Raw genomic sequence first — 15,885 nt, forward strand, 5'->3', positions numbered from 1 at the left:
GTACACCATGGCCAGAGACGAATCGCCGGCGACAGCCGCCACGACGCACGAGTCCACCAGGGTCGGCCGCTGGGCTGCGGAGGTGTTCGGCACGTTCGTTCTCGTGTTCGGCGGCGTGGGCACGGCCATCTTCGCCGCCAACTTCCCGGACCCGGATGACAACTCCCTCGGTGTCGGCTTCCTGGGGGTGGCGCTGGCCTTCGGGCTCACCGTCGTCGTCGCCGCATACGCCGTGGGCAACATCTCCGGTGGACATTTCAATCCCGCCGTCACGCTCGGCGCGGCAATGGCAGGCCGGATGCCATGGCGCGACGTGCCCGGGTACTGGATCGCCCAGCTGGCAGGCGGCATCCTGGCGACGACACTGCTGTGCGCCATCGCCGCGGGAGGCCCGAACGGGTTCCTCTCCAATGCCGTCGACGGCGGCTTCGCCTCGAATGGGTTCGGCGAGCACTCCCCCGGCGGCTTCAACCTGCTGTCGGTGATCATCGCTGAGGTGCTGCTCACCGCGCTGTTCCTCTACGTCATTCTGGGCGCCACCTCCGAGCGATCCACCCCGGGCTTCGCACCCCTCGCGATCGGGCTGTCGCTCACCCTGATCCACCTGATCAGCATTCCGATCGACAACACCTCCGTTAACCCGGCCAGGTCCATCGCGACGGCACTCTACGGCGGGCCGGATGCGCTCGCCCAGGTCTGGGTGTTCATCCTGGCCCCGTTGCTCGGCGGGTTGATCGCCGGCGCCACTTATAAGATTCTGTTCGGGCGGCTGCAACCAGCGCGCACCCGCTGAACAGGAGACGTGATCCCGTGACCCAGAGCGACGAGCAGACCAGGGCAGACGAGATCATCGTCGTGCACGCGCCGGAGCGGCACCGCTACGAACTGCGCGACGGTGACGAGATGATCGGTTTCGCCAACTATCGGCCGGGCCGAGGCGGCAACCAGCTCATCTTCGACCACACGGTGGTCAATCCCGGGTATGAGGGCCGCGGACTCGGGGGGCGCCTGGTGAAGTTCACGCTGGACGAGGTGACCGGGGCGGGCACACGCATCGTGCCGTTGTGCCCTTACATTGCCGCGTATTTGCGTCGTCACCACGACTACGACGACTGGATCGACTGGCCCGAAGCCGCCTGAGGCGCACTTGGCAACCCCTTTCCGCGGGGCGAGTCCGGGGTTACCCTCACGCCATGGGCTTCTCTGATGTGTACCCCTATGCGCGCGAACCGGTAGGCGCACCTGCCGGTGCGTTCGACCCTGCACCTGACGAGCACCTGCGCATCGGCATGATCGCGCCCCCGGCGGTCGCCGTTCCTCCCCCGGTCTACGGCGGCACTGAATCGATAATCGACCGTCTGGCGCGCGGACTCACCGCTCGCGGGCACGAGGTCGTGCTGTTCACGGTGGGTGACTCCACTTGCCCGGTCGAGCAACGCTTCATCTACCCGACCGCCGTGGGCACCAATGGCGGCGTGCTCACCGACATCCTGCAGGCCAGAGCCGGATACCGGGCGCTCGCCGATGTGGATCTGATCCATGACCACACGCTGACAGGCCCGCTCATGCCCACGGTCCGACCCGACGACATCCCGGTGGCGGCGACCCTGCACAGCGAACTCAGTGCCGGGTACGTGTCGGAGCTTCGAAAGCGGGCGGGCGACATCTCGCTGGTCGCGATCTCCCACGACCAGCGGCGGAGCGCCCCGCAACTGAACGTGCGTGCGGTGATCCATCACGGCATCGACCTGACCGAGTACCCGGTCGGTCAGGGTGACGGCGGGTACCTGCTGTTCCTCGGCCGGATGCATCCAGACAAGGGGGTGCACCGTGCGATCGCGGTCGCTCGGCAGTCGGGCCGCCCCCTGCTGATCGCCGCGAAGATGTGGGAGCCGGAAGAGCGACTCTACTTTGCCGACGTGGTGCAGCCCATGCTCGGCAACGGGATCGAGTACATCGGCCAGGTCGGTGGTGACGAGAAGGTGAGCCTACTGACGCATGCCGAGGCGCTCGTGAACCCGATTCGCTGGCGGGAGCCGTTCGGTCTGGTGATGATCGAGGCGCTGGCGTGCGGCACACCCGTGCTCTCCTTCGCCGAGGGGGCCGCTACCGAAATCGTCGAGGACGGCGTCACCGGTTTTCTCTGCCACGACGTGGCGGGCATGGCCCGTGCGGTCGACCGGCTGACAGAGATCGACCGGTCGGTGTGCCGGAGTCGCTGCGTCGACCGCTTCTCGATGGAGCACATGATCACCCGGCACGTGTCGTTGTACCGACGAACTCTGCAGCGGGCAGCGGTGGCATCCGAGTCGGAGTTGCTCACCGAGGCGGGATAGCGATGGCTGCGACGTCCCCGTACGAGGGCACGAGCCCCATCGCCTCGGTGGAGGGCTTGCAAAGCGGTGTGTCACTCATCAGTGGGCGCTCATTCGCGCTGTCCGACGGCGACGGCAACATGCGCCCGACCCACACGCAGGGTCTCTTCGTGCTCGATACGAGGGTGTTGTCTCGCTGGGTGCTCACCCTGGACGGCGAGGGCATCGAGCGTCTGGGTGTGGACAGTCCCATGCCGTCGCGGGTCACCTTCCTGGGACGCGGTCGTGCCGCCCAGGGCCGTGCGGATGCCGACGTGGTGGTGCGCAGGCGGCGCTATTTCGCGATGGGGATGCACGATGAGGTGATCGTCACCAACCACGGTCTCACCTCGGTGGAACTCACACTGCGCCTCGACGTGGACTGTGACTTCGCCGACCTGTTCGAGGTGAAGGAGTCCCGCCTGGTGCACCGCAATCGTGCCAGAACCTCCGACGATCGCGTCATCCGGTTCTCCAGAGGCAGTGGGCACGACGCTCGGGAGGTCGCAGTCGAGGTGGAGTCGGGCGCCACCATCGATGAGGAGGGGGTCGTCTGGACCCTCACGCTCGGTGCCAGACAGAGCTGGCGCACGGACGTGGCCGTGCGGGTGATGATCGACGGGGCGGTGGTCGGACCGCGTGGGCCGGAGCAGGGAGCGGATGCCGAGACTCCGCTGACCACCGAGCCGATCGACGTGGGCCTCATTGTCGACAGCGACAGTGTGCTGCTTGACAGCATCCTGCGGCGCACATCCGGAGACCTCGACGCGCTGAGCATCCGTGATGACGACTATCCGGACCTCCAGCTCGTCGCCGCCGGGGCACCGTGGTTCATGACACTGTTCGGTCGTGACTCGCTGATGACGGCGTGGATGTCGCTGATCTCCGGCCCGTCGCTTGCCCGCGGCGTGCTGCTCACCCTCGGGCGTCTGCAAGGCACCCGGGTTCACCTGGAACTGGGCGAGGAACCGGGCAAAATCCTGCACGAGGTGCGGTTCTCCGAGTCCGACGCGCACACGTTCAAGAACGGTGAGATCTACTACGGCTCCGCAGACGCCACCCCGCTGTTCGTTATGCTCGCCGCCCAGATCCAACGGTGGGGTCGCGACGACGACCTGCTCGAGGCGCTGATGCCCCATGTCGATCGCGCGATCGAGTGGATTGAGACATACGGCGACCGCGACGGCGACGGATACGTCGAGTACCAGCGGCACGGCGAGTTCGGGCTGGCCAATCAGGGGTGGAAGGATTCCTGGGACGCCATCCGGCATGCCGACGGGGCGCTCGCCGTGGGGCCGATCGCGCTGTGTGAAGTGCAGGGATACGTGTACGCCGCGTACTTGGCGCGGGCGGAGTTGGCCGCGTTGCAGGGTGACGACGAGACCCACGATCGTTTCCTGGACAAGGCGGCCCGGTTGTTTGAGCGGTTCAACGCGGACTTCTGGGACGAGGACGGCCAGTTCTATGTTCTGGCCCTGGACGGCGACAAGCGGCGGGTGGCGGTTCGGTCGTCGAACGTGGGCCATTGCCTGTGGACCGGCATCGTGCGCCAAGACCGGGCCGAGCTCGTGCGCGACGGGCTCACCGCGGAGGGCACCTTCAGCGGCTGGGGGGTGCGCACCCTTGACTCGCACACCGCGTCGTACAACCCGGTGAGTTACCACAACGGCTCGGTGTGGCCGCACGACACCGCCATCGCGGCGTATGGTCTTGCCCGCTACGGCTTCGTCACCGAGGCATCCCACCTGATCAGCGCACAGATGGATGTAGCGGAGGCCTTCGACGGCCGGCTGCCGGAACTGTTCGCGGGCTTCACCCGCTCCGAGTTCGGGGTGCCTGCCGCCTATCCCTCGTCGTGTTCGCCCCAGGCGTGGGCGTCCGCCGCCCCGCTGCTGTGGCTGCGGACGCTCCTCGGACTCGAGCCGGTGGCATCGGAACAGCGGTTCTGGCTCCGACCAGAACTCCCCGCTGGCATGCGGCGACTGCGGGTGGAGGGTGTCGTGATCTCTGGGCGTCGCATCACGATCGACATCGAAGACGAGCGAGTGGCGCTGTTCGGTGCGGGCGATCTGGCCGTCGTGCCGGCAACCCGCCCAGTGTTCAGCGCCGTCGGTGCCAGTTCACCGGCCAGGCGCAGGCGGTGAAGGAGCGGCTCATGAACATTCAGACTTGGCTGGTGGATCTCCCGGCGGAGGAGTGCTATCGGCTGCTGCAGGCGTCCGCGACCGGACGGCTGGGTGTGGTGGTGGAGGGACGACCGAAGATCTTTCCGGTGAGTCATGTGTTCGACGTCGAATCGAAGTGTGTGGCGTTCCCGACCGGTGGCCACACCAAGTTTCGCGCGGCGCTGGACTGGCCGTTCGTCGCATTCGAGGTCGACGGGATGGACGAGGACCGCGGCGGTGCGTGGAGCGTGCACGTGGTCGGGGTTGCCGAGGAGATCACCGATTTGGCGGTGATCGAGCGGCTGACCCAGCTGCGGCAGGTGAACTGGATCACCGGGCCCTCGGTGCACTGGCTTCGAGTGGTGGCGCAGCAGATCACCGGCCGCCGGGTGATCGGAGCGTCGGACTCCTAAGCGTCGGAACTGCTGAGAGATGTCGGTGGCGGGTGACATTGTCGAATGTATGTTCGATAATAGAGAGATGAGGGAGCTCTCCCGGGTGCCGGACACGGTACGCGAGTTGCAGTCGCGCATCCGACAGATGCAGTCGACCAAGCTTGAGGTGCGCACGCTGCCCACCCTGCCCGCGCTCGCCGACCTGCTGCCGGGGGGCGGCCTGCGGGTCGGCGCGAGCTACTCCGTGCAAGGGTCGGCCAGCCTCGCCATGGCGCTGATGGCCGGGCCTGCGGCGAGCGGCGCCTGGTGCGGAGTGGTGGGCATGCCGGAGTTCGGGGCCGAAGCCGCTGCCGGCCTCGGCATCGACCTGAATCGGGTGGTGCTGGTGCCGCGTCCTGGCGAGCAGTGGCTTGCCGTCACCGGGGCCATCGCCGACGCGCTCACCGTGATCGTGGTGAAGCCGTCCGGTCGGGTCACCGAGACGGCGGCATCCCGGCTGAGCGCGAGATTGCGGCAGCGTGAGGCGGTGCTGATCGCACTCGGTCCCTGGCCGCAGGCCGAAGCCAGGCTCAGTGTGTCTGAGGGCCGATGGGGTGGGATCGGCGACGGTCACGGCTACCTGGCCGGCCGCCAGGTGACGGTCACGGTGAGCGGTGCCGGTAACGGCCGACAGCTCAGTCGTCGCATCTGGATGCCGGACTCCGCGCTGCAGGTGCGCGAAGACGGCACGGTGCGAAGTGGCGTGGGAAGCAGCCTCGCCTCGCGAGCCTCCTAGGCGTCGTTCTCGCGGACGCCTTTCTCACGTTGGGTTGCCAGCCACGCCGGCACATCCTCGGCGGCCAGCGCAGACAGCGGCACCGCACGCGGCGGGGCGGCGGCCCAGACCACGGCGGTGAAGGCGACGGTCTGTGCGAAGCCGATGATCTCCACGGCGATGAGGGTGATGCCCACGATCATCGCGGTCGGCGTCTCGGTGGGGATCGTGAAGACCACACGCCATATGAGGTAAATGGCGGCGACGGCGACCGAGACGGTGAGCGTGGTACGGCGACCGAAGCCCGGTCGCAGTCGCGGCGACGTTGAGCAGCACAACGAGCACCGGATAGACAAGAATCCATGGCCACAGCCACGGCACAGCATCGGTCACCGACATCCCCCGATCGGATGGAAAACGAGACGAACTCCCCTGTCTCAGCTCTAACGATAAGCGAAAACCTGACGGAACCTTCCAGACGTTCCGATACGCCACGTTTGACTTACTCGAACATACGTTCGAAAATAGGAGGGTGTTCCACTCCGCTCCAGCCACGAGAACCCTCGTGCTGTGGTGCCCGGACTGGCCGGTCATCGCCGCGGCGCACGCGCACGGCCTCGATCTCGACCGGCCGATCGCGTTGGTCGATCGCGGGCTGGTGTTCGCCTGTTCCGCCGCCGCTCGGGCCGACGGGGTGAAGCGGGGGCTGCGCATCCGTGAGGCCCAGGCGCGCTGCCCCGAACTCATCGTGCAGCCCTATGACCCCGCGCTCGACGCGCGCGCCTTCGAACCCGCCCTGGCTGAGCTGGAACGGGTGACCCCTGGCGTGCAGTTGCTGCGTCCGGGCACGTGTGCCGTACGCTCCCGCGGGCCCAGCCGGTACTACGGCGGCGAGCTGGCCGCTGCCCTCACCCTGGTCGGCAGCCTCGGCGATCTCGGATTCCACGCGCGGGCCGGCATCGCCGACGGGCCGTTCACCGCGGAGCAGGCGGCCAGGCATACCGACCGGGTGCGGATCGTGCCCGCGGGCGGTGCGGCGGAGTTCCTCGCTCCGCTGCCCATCGACCTCATCGACCGCCCGCCGCTTGTGGCCCTGCTGCGCCGGCTCGGCATCCGCTCCCTGGGCGAGTTCGCGGCACTCGAGGGCCTCGACGTGCAGGCGCGGTTCGGTGACGAGGGCGCCCGGCTGCACGCCATCGCGTCCGGACTCGATTCCCAGAGCGTCACCCCGCGGGTGCCACCCGACCAGCTCGATGCCATCACCTCGTTCGAGCCTCCCCTCGACCGCATCGACCAGGCGGCGTTCGCGTTCAAGGAGGCGGCGGAGCGGTTCATCGACCAGCTCACCGCCGCGAAGCTGGTCTGCACCGCGCTGCGGATCGAAGTGGATGCCGACAACGGCGAGATCTCGGAGCGCAGCTGGCTTCATCCCCGCTCGTTCACCGCCGCCGAGGTGGTCGACCGGCTGCGCTGGCAGTTGCAGGGCAGCGGAACCGCTACCGGCGACAGCGGGCTGGGTGCCCCGATCGCCCGGGTGCGGGTGGTGCCTGAGAGCGTCGACGCGATCGGCAACCACGAACGCGGGTTGTTCGGCGACGGTCCAGACGAACGCATCCACCACGCGCTCTCCCGGGTGCAGAGCATGCTCGGCCATGAGGCGGTGCTCACCGTGGCGATCGGCGGCGGCCGCACCCTGGCCGACCGGGCCACCCTAGTGCCGTGGGGCGACCGGCCGGCCTTCCTGCGCTCTCCCGAGCAACCGTGGCCCGGCAGCCTGCCGGCCCCGGCCCCGGCGACCGTGTTTCCCGCGCCGCATCCGGTGAGCGTGCTCTCCTTCGCCGGTCAGGCGGTGGCGGTGGATGACCGCGGCGAGCTCTCCGGTGCTCCCGCGCGGTTGGTCGCCGCGGCATCCGGAACCTCCAAGGACATCACCGCGTGGGCCGGGCCCTGGCCGATCGACGAACGCTGGTGGGATGCCGAGCACGGCCGTCACGCGAACCGGTTCCAGGTGGTCGACGGGGACGGCCTGGCCTGGCTGCTGGTGCTCGACGGGCACGGCTGGTGGGCAGAGGCGAGGTATGACTGATGCTGCGCGCGCCGTATCCCCGTCGGTTGAGTAGGCGCGCAGCGCCGTATCGAAACCCCGTGCCGTCCCAACCGGGGCTTCCACCCCTCCTCGCAGCCGAGCGCGCCGAGAACGGCCGAGCGCGGGCGCCGCGGCGGGCGCGCTCGGCCGATAACAGCGCGCTCACGGTGCAAGATCCCCAAACCGGACGCGAGCGCCGTGAAAACTCACGAGCGCCGCTGATATCGCGGCGGCGCTCGGCAGAAAGTACGGCGCTCACACGCTGGAGCTATGGGGGTCATGGCTGATGGGCTGGAGCAACCCCCCGATCCCCTGGTCGGAGTTCGAACGCAGACTGTCCGATTCGCGCCGCCCGGCCTCGCGTCCGGTCGCGGCCGACGGCGGCGACAGCCCGGCCTGGTCGAACAAGCGCGAGAAATACGAACCGACCGAGATCCAGAAGACACCGGATGCCGCGCGCGTGCCGTATGCGGAACTGCACGCCCACTCCACCTTCAGTTTCCTCGACGGCGCCAGCCCACCGGAGGAACTGCTCGAGGAAGCCAGCAGGCTCGGGCTGCACGCCCTCGCTCTGACCGACCACGACGGCTTCTACGGGGTGGTGCGGATGGCCGAGGCCGCCGAGAGCTACGACGTCGACACGATCTTCGGGGCGGAACTCTCGCTCGGGCTGAGCGCGCCACAGAACGGGGTGCCCGACCCGGAGGGCAGCCATCTCGTCGTGCTTGCCCGGCAGCAAGAGGGTTACCACCGGCTGGCCGCCGCGCTCACCGAGGCGCAGCTGAACGAGGCCGGCGGCACCGGCGGCGGCAGCAGCGCCGGCCGCGGCACCGCGGCGGAGAAGGGCCGCCCGGTGTACGACCTCGACGACCTCACCGACCGAGCCGGCGGGCAGTGGATGGTGCTGACCGGATGCCGCAAGGGCCGGGTGCGGCAGGCGCTTCGGGCAGTCGGCGACGACGCCGCCGAACGCGAGGTACTCGAGCTGATCGAGCGGTTCGGCCGCCAGAACGTGCTGGTGGAACTCACCGATCACGGACATCCGCTCGATAGCACCCACAACGACGCGCTCGCCCGCATCGCCGACCGGCTGGCGCTGCCCACCGTCGCCACCGGCAACGTGCACTACGCCAGCCCGCGGCAGCGGCACGTCGCCGACGCGATCGCCGCCGTGCGGGCCCGCCGCAGCCTCGATGACATGGACGGCTGGCTGCCGGCATCCGGTGGCGCCCACCTGCGCTCCGGCGCGGAGATGCTCGCCCGGTTCCGGCGCTACCCCGGTGCGGTGGAACGCACGGTCGAGGTGGCCGACGACCTGAGCTTCCGGCTGCGCAGTGTGCGCCCGGGCCTGCCGAAGCAGGAGGTGCCGGACGGGCACACCCCGATGAGCTGGCTGCGGCAGCTGGTCTGGGATGCCGTGCCGGTGAAGTACCCGAAGCTCACTCCTGAGAACCGGGCCCGCATCGAACGGGAACTCGACGTGATCGAGCAGAAGGACTTTCCGGGCTACTTCCTGATCGTGCGGGACATCGTGCAGTACGCCAAGGGCGGCGGCATCCTCTGCCAGGGTCGTGGCTCTGCCGCCAACTCGGCGGTCTGCTACCTGCTCGGTATCACCGCGGTCGATTCGATCTTCTACCAGCTGCCGTTCGAGCGGTTCCTCTCCAGCATGCGCGAGGAGGAGCCGGACATCGACGTCGACTTCGACTCCGACCGGCGGGAAGAGGTGATCCAGTACGTCTACCGCAAGTACGGCCGCCGCAACGCCGCGCAGGTGGCCAACGTGATCAGCTACCGGCCCAAGTTCGCGGTGCGCGACATGGCCAAGGCGCTCGGCTACAGCCCCGGCCAGCAGGATGCCTGGTCGAAGCAGGTGGAACGCTGGGGCGCCGAGATCTCCAGCGGCGACCACGACATCCCGCAGCCGGTGATCGACCTGGCCGAACGGGTGCTGACCTTCCCGCGGCACCTCGGCATCCACTCCGGCGGCATGGTGCTCACCGACCGGCCGGTCGGCGAGGTGGTGCCGATCGAGCACGCCCGCATGGAGAACCGCACCGTCGTGCAATGGGACAAGGATGACTGCGCCTGGATGGGCCTGGTGAAGTTCGACCTGCTCGGCCTCGGCATGCTCGCCGCACTGCAGTACACGATCGACCTGGTGCGCGAGCACACCGGCGAGACCTGGGCGCTCGACACCATCCCGAAGGAGGAACAGGGCGTCTACGACATGCTCTGCCGCGCCGACTCGATCGGCGTGTTCCAGGTGGAGAGCCGCGCCCAGATGGGGGTGCTCCCCCGGCTGAAGCCGCGTCGGTTCTACGACCTGGTGGTCGAGATCGCGCTGGTGCGGCCCGGTCCGATCCAGGGTGGCGCGGTGCATCCGTTCATCCGCCGCAAGCTCGGCCAGGAGCCGGTCAGCTACCTGCACCCGCTGCTGGTCGAACCGCTCGAGCGCACTCTCGGCGTGCCGTTGTTCCAGGAGCAGCTGATGCAGATGGCGATGGCGGTCGGCGGCTGCACCGCCGAGGACGCCGACCACCTGCGCCGCGCGATGGGCTCGAAACGCGGCGTGGAGAAGATCGGCAAGCTGCGCGACAAGCTGTACGCCGGGATGGCCTCGAACGGCATCACCGGGGATGTCGCCGACGACATCTACGGCAAGATCGAGGCGTTCGCGAACTTCGGTTTCGCCGAGAGCCACTCGATCAGCTTCGCGCTGCTGGTCTATGCCAGCGCCTGGTTCAAGCTGCACTACCCTGCGGCGTTCCTCGCCGCGCTGCTGCGGGCCCAGCCGATGGGCTTCTACTCGCCGCAGACCCTCACCGCCGACGCGCGCCGGCACGGCGTTCAGGTGCGGCGGCCCGACATCCAGCTCTCTGGGGCGCAGGCCGGGTTGGAATCGATCTCTCCGCTGGTCGAGCCTGTCGAGACCAGCGGCGACGACGGATGCCTCAACCTCGAGCAGCCGCCGATGGCCGAGTTTGATGCGGCGCTGCCCGAAGACTTCCCCCGGCATCGTCGGGATGCCGCGTTCGCGGTGCGGCTCGGCCTCTCCGAGGTCACCTCGATCGGCGACAAGCTGGCCGAGCGGATCGTCGCCGAACGCGACAGTTACGGGCCGTACCGGTCGATGGCCGACCTCTCCCGCCGAGTGGGACTTTCCACCATCCAACTGGAGGCGCTGGCGGCGGCCGGCGCGTTCGACGCGCTCGGCCTCAACCGGCGTGAAGCAATGTGGAATGCGGCGCCGGCCGCCCAGGACCGTCCGGAATACCTGAGCGGCAGCATCGTCGCGGTGCAGCCGCCGCTGTTCGCGATGCCGACGAAGGCCGACGACCTGATCTCCGACCTGTGGGCCACCGGCATCTCCACCGACGACCATCCCATCCGGCTGCTGCGTCCGGCGCTGGACACTCGCGGTGTGTTCACCGCATCCGCCCTGCGGCAGACCGAGTCGGGTCGGCGGATCGAGGTCGGCGGTGTGGTCACTCACCGGCAGCGGCCGGCTACCGCGAGCGGCATCACCTTCCTCAATATCGAGGACGAGACCGGGCTGATCAACGTGATCTGCAGCATCGGCGTGTGGAACCGCTACCGCCGGGTGGCGCGGGAGGCGCCGGCGATGATCGTGCGCGGCATCTTGGAGCGTTCCTCGGAGGGGGTCACCAACCTTGTCGCCGACCGGATGGAATCGCTGACCATCAAAACGGTGCACACCTCGCGAGATTTCCGCTGACCCAGCCCGGGTAGCGTTGTGTAAGTGACTTCCCTTCCTCCCCTCGGCCTCCTGCTCGACGTCGACGGCCCTATCGCCAGCCCCGTCAGCCGCACCATCGCCATCCGCAGCATCCGTGATGACCTGGTCACCCTGGCGAACGCCGGGGTGCCGGTCGTCTTCAACACCGGCCGCTCTGACACGTTCATCCGCGACGAGGTGGTTGCGCCCATGATCGAGGGTGGACTCGGCCGCGACGCCCGCGTGCTCGGGGTGTGTGAGAAGGGCGCCGTGGTGTTCCCGATCACCGCAGACGGCATGGGCGAGCTGTACGTCGACCCGTCCGTCTCGCTGCCGGCCGCGTATTCCGCCGCGATTGACACGCTGGTGCGCGAGAAGTACTCCGACTGGATGTTCTTCGACCACACCAAGCGCGCCATGGTTTCGGTGGAGCAGCGCACCGACGTGTCGAGCGCCGACTACCTCGACCAGCAGCAGCGTTTCAACGAGGACGCCTTCGCCCTGTTTACAGAACTCGGCATCGGCGGGGAATGGGGCACGCGTCGGGTCACGGATGCCGCAGGAAACACGCCGTTCCGGATCGACCCCACCATCATCTCCACCGACATCGAGTCGGTGAAGCTCGGCAAGGACCTCGGCGCCGACCGTGCCCTGGCCGAGCTGCGCACCACCGGCGAGCTGCCGCATCTGTGGCGCACGGTCGGCGATTCCCGCACCGACTACGCCATGGCCGACTACCTGCATGCCGCCGGCTTCGACGTCACCCACGTCGATGTCAGGCCGAAGGACGGCGTGCCGGAAACCCCATACGACGTGCGCACGTTCGGCGACGCCATTCACGACGATGCCGGCGCCCTGTTCCTGCGGCACTGGGCGGAACAGCTGGGCTGAGCGGGCGCCGGCGCTCCGGCCGGTGCTGTCCATCGCGCGCCACCAGGTGCTGATCGACGGAAACAAGCGGCTGGCCCTCGCCGCGACAATTGTGTTCCTGGGTGTCAACGGACGGCGGTTCACCTTCTCGAACGACGATGCATACGAGCTGACGATTGCGGTCACAAGCGGTGAGCTTGACAGCGTCGAAGACATCGCACAGCAGATTGCCGCGGCATCCGTCCAATCCTGAATACCGGTTGCATCGTTTCGTCGACACCGTAGCGTGGAGGGATGACGAGGTCGATCACGCAGGGTACAGATGACCGGAACGGGCACCGTGACGCCGACGCGCTCGAGCACACCGGAACCAACGAGCTCAAGCTGCACGTGGCACGCACTCGGGATGACCTCGAGGACACCGTCGAGGCGATCCGCGACAAGCTTGACGTCAAGACGCACGCGCTGCGGGTCTGGGCAACCTTCCGCCGTGACCTGAGAGCGAACCCCGGGGCATTCGTGCTGACGGTAACGCTCGGAGCAGCCGTCGGAGTCGTCGTCATCAGCTCCATCGTGCGAGATCGGATGCGCCGTGGCTGAGCAGACCGAGCAGGCGAGCGAGCGGGCCGCGACCGCGCCGCATCCCGACGACCCGCGGAAGCCCGACAGCCTCACGGAAATCACCAAGCCGTCGTGGGGTTATGTGCTGAAGAAGACGCTGCGCGAGTTCGGTCGCGACCAGTGCATCGATATCGCGGCGTCGCTCACCTACTACGCGGTTCTGGCGATCTTCCCCGCGCTGCTGGCCATCGTGTCGCTGCTCGGGATCTTCGGACAGGCCGAGGCCACCACCGGCGCGCTCCTCGAGCTGCTCGGCGGATTAGTGCCGGCAGACACTATCGACACCATCCGCGGCCCGATCGAAGACCTGATCCGCACCCCTGGTGCGGGCCTCGCGTTTGTTGTCGGTATCGTCGGCGCCATCTGGTCGGCATCCGGCTTCGTCGGGGCGTTCAGCCGCGCCATGAATCGCATGTACTCCATCGAGGAGGGCCGCACTTTCCTGCAGCTGAGGCCGATGCAGTTGCTGGTGACCATCATCACCCTCGTGTTGTTGACCATCGCGGCGGTTCTCCTCGTGTTGAGCGGCCCCATTGCCCAGGCGCTGGGGGCGTTCTTTGGCCTCGGCGAGGAGGCGCTGCTGGTCTGGAACATCGCCAAGTGGCCGGTGGTCATCGTCATCGGCGTGATCGTCGTCGCCCTGCTCTACTACGCCGCCCCGAACATCAAGCAGCCCAAGTTCCGCTGGATCAGCGTCGGCGCCGTGTTCGCGCTGGTGGTCTGGGGGCTTGCCTCGTTCGGATTCGGCTTCTACGTGAGCAACTTCGGCAACTATGGCAACACGTACGGTTCGCTCGCCGGGGTGATCATCTTCCTGCTCTGGATTTGGATCAGCAACCTGGCGCTGCTGTTCGGGGCCGAGCTGGATTCCGAGCTAGAGCGTGGCCGGCAACTGCAGGCGGGGATCCACGCCGAAGAGACGGTGCAGCTGCCGCCGCGGGGCACCAAGAAGAGCGATAAGGCCGCCGAGCAGCGCGCCGCCGACGTGCTGGCCGGGCTGGAACTGCGGGACGCGCACCAGCGCGGGCGCCGCAATCCGCACAGCGACGACCGGTAGCCGGTTCCATCGGAGACCGGCTTAGGGCTTGCCGCCCGCCATCCACTTGCGCAGCAGGTCGATGCGCGCCTGCAGCTGCGACACGCTCGCCTGCGGTACCGCCGGGCCGCCGCAGATCCGCCGCACCTCGGCGTGCACGATCCCGTGCGGCTCTTTGGTGTTCTTGGCCCAGATACCGACCAGGCTGTTCAGCAGGCTGCGCTGCTCCTTCAGGGTGCGGTACAGCGGCTGCGGAACCTCCTCGGGCGGCATGGTGCTCTGCCGCTCCGAAACCCGGTGGGATTGCCGCGCCTGGCGGTGCTTGAGCAGTTCGCTGACCTGCTCGGGTTCGAGCAGCCCGGGCAGCCCGAGAAACTCGAACTCCTCGGGGGTTTCCGGTTCAACCAGTTGGCCGTACTCGTCGCCGTTGAACATGACCTTGTCGAACTGGGCGTCCGACTCCAGCGCCTGCCAGGTGTACTCCGCCAGCAGGCTGTCCGACGCCTTTGAGTCCCGGTTCGCCTCCGCCACCATGGCGTCTTCCGGGTTGTACATGTCGCCGTCACCGCTCGACTCCCGGTCGAGGGCGTGGTCGCGTTCCAGCTCGAGCTTCTCGGCCAGCGCCATCAGCCCCGGCACGCTCGGCAGGAAGATCGTCGCGGTCTCGCCACGACGGCGGGTGCGCACGAAACGGCCGACCACCTGGGCGAAGAACAGTGGGGTGGATGCGCTGGTTGCGTACACGCCGACGGCCAGGCGCGGCACGTCCACGCCCTCGGACACCATCCGCACCGCCACCATCCAGCGGTCGGTGCCCGCCGAGAACTTGTCGATGTGCTCGCTGGCTTCCTTGTCGTCGCTGAGCACCAAGGTGGGCATGGTTCCGGTGATCTCGCGCAGATGGGCGGCGTAGGCCTTCGCGGCGTAGTGGTCGGTGGCGATGACCAAGCCACCGGCATCCGGAACCGTCTGTCGCACCTCGCTCAGGCGCACGTTTGCGGCGCGCAGCACGGTGGGAATCCAGGAGCCCTCGGGGTCAAGCGCGGTGCGCCAAGCCTGCGAGGTGATGTCCTTGGTGTCGCCCTCGCCGAGCCGGGCGGACATCTCGTCGCCCATCGTGGTGCGCCAGCGCATGGTGCCGGCGTAGGCCATGAACAGCACCGGCCGCACGACGCCGTCGGCCAGGGCGTTGCCGTAGCCGTAGTTGTAGTCGGTCTGCGAGGTGCGGATGCCCTTCTCGTCGCGCAGGTAGCGCACGAACGGGATGGGGGCGGTGTCGGTACGGAACGGCGTGCCGGTGAGTGACAGCCGGCGGGCGGCGGGCTCGAACGCTTCACGGATGGCGTCGCCCCAGCTGAGCGCGTCGCCGCCGTGGTGGATCTCATCGAGGATGACCAGGGTGCGGCCGGATTCGGTGAGCTGTTTGTGCAGGCCGGACCGCACCGCCACCTGGGCGTAGGTCACGGCCACGCCGTGGTACTGGCGGCTGTGCCAGCCGTCGCTGTTCTTGAACCGAGGGTCGAGCCGGATGCCGACCCGGTGTGCGGCGTCCGCCCACTGCTTCTTCAGGTGCTCGGTCGGCGCCACCACGGTGATGCGGTCAATCACCCCGCGCGACAGCAGCTCGGTGGCGAGCCGGAGGGCGAACGTGGTCTTTCCGGCGCCGGGGGTTGCCGCCGCCAGGAAGTCTTTGGGCTCGTGCTTGAAGTACTCCTGCAGGGCCTCGGCCTGCCAAGCTCGCAGCTTGTTGGCGGTACCCCACGGCGCGCGGCCCGGGAAGCTCGGTGAGAGGTGCTCCGCCGCGAAATTGCCTACTGGACTCTGTTGCGGGGTTGCGTTACTCACTGGAGAAGACTTTACCCGCC

Annotated in this window: 14 protein-coding genes; 12 read left to right on the forward strand and 2 right to left on the reverse strand. The window is 68.2% G+C overall.

The window, feature by feature from the left end:
* The first annotated feature begins 7 nt into the window (after nucleotides 1-7).
* From aqpZ to HCT51_RS07775, 6 genes are all read left to right on the forward strand, one after another.
* Complete coding sequence (aqpZ, locus tag HCT51_RS07750) at nucleotides 8-793, forward strand: aquaporin Z (RefSeq protein WP_166872141.1); 786 nt, start codon at nucleotides 8-10, stop codon at nucleotides 791-793.
* A gap of 17 nt (nucleotides 794-810) precedes the next feature.
* Nucleotides 811-1,140, forward strand: a complete 330-nt coding sequence (locus HCT51_RS07755) for a GNAT family N-acetyltransferase (protein WP_166872139.1) — start codon at nucleotides 811-813, stop codon at nucleotides 1,138-1,140.
* A gap of 53 nt (nucleotides 1,141-1,193) precedes the next feature.
* On the forward strand, nucleotides 1,194-2,336 hold the full coding sequence (locus tag HCT51_RS07760) for a glycosyltransferase family 4 protein (protein WP_224760731.1): 1,143 nt from the start codon (nucleotides 1,194-1,196) through the stop codon (nucleotides 2,334-2,336).
* A gap of 2 nt (nucleotides 2,337-2,338) precedes the next feature.
* On the forward strand, nucleotides 2,339-4,498 hold the full coding sequence (locus tag HCT51_RS07765) for an amylo-alpha-1,6-glucosidase (RefSeq protein ID WP_166872137.1): 2,160 nt from the start codon (nucleotides 2,339-2,341) through the stop codon (nucleotides 4,496-4,498).
* Between the two features lie 11 nt (nucleotides 4,499-4,509).
* Complete coding sequence (locus HCT51_RS07770) at nucleotides 4,510-4,932, forward strand: pyridoxamine 5'-phosphate oxidase family protein (protein WP_166872135.1); 423 nt, start codon at nucleotides 4,510-4,512, stop codon at nucleotides 4,930-4,932.
* Between the two features lie 67 nt (nucleotides 4,933-4,999).
* The gene (locus tag HCT51_RS07775) at nucleotides 5,000-5,689 is read left to right on the forward strand and encodes a hypothetical protein (protein WP_166872134.1); all 690 of its coding nucleotides are present in this window, start codon (nucleotides 5,000-5,002) and stop codon (nucleotides 5,687-5,689) included.
* On the opposite strand, the gene HCT51_RS07780 is transcribed toward HCT51_RS07775, so the two are convergent.
* On the reverse strand, nucleotides 5,686-5,907 hold the full coding sequence (locus HCT51_RS07780; protein ID WP_166872132.1) for a hypothetical protein: 222 nt from the start codon (nucleotides 5,905-5,907) through the stop codon (nucleotides 5,686-5,688). The genes HCT51_RS07775 and HCT51_RS07780 overlap by 4 nt on opposite strands.
* Nucleotides 5,908-6,200: 293 nt before the next feature.
* Here HCT51_RS07780 and HCT51_RS07785 point away from each other — a divergent pair, with 293 nt between their 5' ends.
* The 6 genes from HCT51_RS07785 to HCT51_RS07810 all read left to right on the forward strand — a co-directional run bounded on the left by HCT51_RS07785 (nucleotide 6,201) and on the right by HCT51_RS07810 (nucleotide 14,041).
* The gene (locus tag HCT51_RS07785) at nucleotides 6,201-7,754 is read left to right on the forward strand and encodes a DNA polymerase Y family protein (RefSeq protein WP_166872130.1); all 1,554 of its coding nucleotides are present in this window, start codon (nucleotides 6,201-6,203) and stop codon (nucleotides 7,752-7,754) included.
* 286 nt (nucleotides 7,755-8,040) lie between these two features.
* The gene (locus HCT51_RS07790; RefSeq protein WP_166872128.1) at nucleotides 8,041-11,493 is read left to right on the forward strand and encodes an error-prone DNA polymerase; all 3,453 of its coding nucleotides are present in this window, start codon (nucleotides 8,041-8,043) and stop codon (nucleotides 11,491-11,493) included.
* A gap of 24 nt (nucleotides 11,494-11,517) precedes the next feature.
* Nucleotides 11,518-12,384 carry a hypothetical protein gene (locus HCT51_RS07795; protein ID WP_166872126.1) on the forward strand — a complete coding sequence of 289 codons (867 nt, stop codon included), beginning with the start codon at nucleotides 11,518-11,520 and terminating at the stop codon, nucleotides 12,382-12,384.
* 22 nt (nucleotides 12,385-12,406) lie between these two features.
* Nucleotides 12,407-12,616: a hypothetical protein gene (locus HCT51_RS07800; protein WP_166872124.1), complete on the forward strand. Its 210-nt coding sequence runs from the start codon at nucleotides 12,407-12,409 to the stop codon at nucleotides 12,614-12,616.
* Nucleotides 12,617-12,657: 41 nt separating this feature from the next.
* Nucleotides 12,658-12,963 carry a DUF3618 domain-containing protein gene (locus HCT51_RS07805; RefSeq protein WP_166872122.1) on the forward strand — a complete coding sequence of 102 codons (306 nt, stop codon included), beginning with the start codon at nucleotides 12,658-12,660 and terminating at the stop codon, nucleotides 12,961-12,963.
* Entirely contained in the window at nucleotides 12,956-14,041 is a 1,086-nt protein-coding gene (locus tag HCT51_RS07810; protein ID WP_208322713.1) for a YihY/virulence factor BrkB family protein, read from the forward strand. Before HCT51_RS07805 ends, HCT51_RS07810 begins: the two co-directional genes overlap by 8 nt.
* Before the next feature lie 21 nt (nucleotides 14,042-14,062).
* Here the strand turns inward: HCT51_RS07810 and HCT51_RS07815 are convergent, their stop codons facing one another.
* Nucleotides 14,063-15,865, reverse strand: a complete 1,803-nt coding sequence (locus tag HCT51_RS07815; RefSeq protein WP_166872120.1) for a DEAD/DEAH box helicase — start codon at nucleotides 15,863-15,865, stop codon at nucleotides 14,063-14,065.
* Nucleotides 15,866-15,885 lie beyond the last annotated feature (20 nt).

Origin of the sequence: Salinibacterium sp. ZJ450 (genome assembly GCF_011751885.2) — a bacterium.
Lineage (GTDB): Bacteria > Actinomycetota > Actinomycetes > Actinomycetales > Microbacteriaceae > Ruicaihuangia.

What these genes read in the sequence shown, in the direction of transcription:
- aqpZ (WP_166872141.1), top strand. Translation starts at nt 8, where the DNA reads ATGGCCAGAGACGAATCGCCGGCGACAGCCGCCACGACGCACGAGTCC.
- HCT51_RS07760 (WP_224760731.1), top strand. Translation starts at nt 1,194, where the DNA reads ATGGGCTTCTCTGATGTGTACCCCTATGCGCGCGAACCGGTAGGCGCA.
- HCT51_RS07765 (WP_166872137.1), top strand. Translation starts at nt 2,339, where the DNA reads ATGGCTGCGACGTCCCCGTACGAGGGCACGAGCCCCATCGCCTCGGTG.
- HCT51_RS07770 (WP_166872135.1), top strand. Translation starts at nt 4,510, where the DNA reads ATGAACATTCAGACTTGGCTGGTGGATCTCCCGGCGGAGGAGTGCTAT.
- HCT51_RS07775 (WP_166872134.1), top strand. Translation starts at nt 5,000, where the DNA reads ATGAGGGAGCTCTCCCGGGTGCCGGACACGGTACGCGAGTTGCAGTCG.
- HCT51_RS07790 (WP_166872128.1), top strand. Translation starts at nt 8,041, where the DNA reads ATGGGCTGGAGCAACCCCCCGATCCCCTGGTCGGAGTTCGAACGCAGA.
- HCT51_RS07805 (WP_166872122.1), top strand. Translation starts at nt 12,658, where the DNA reads ATGACGAGGTCGATCACGCAGGGTACAGATGACCGGAACGGGCACCGT.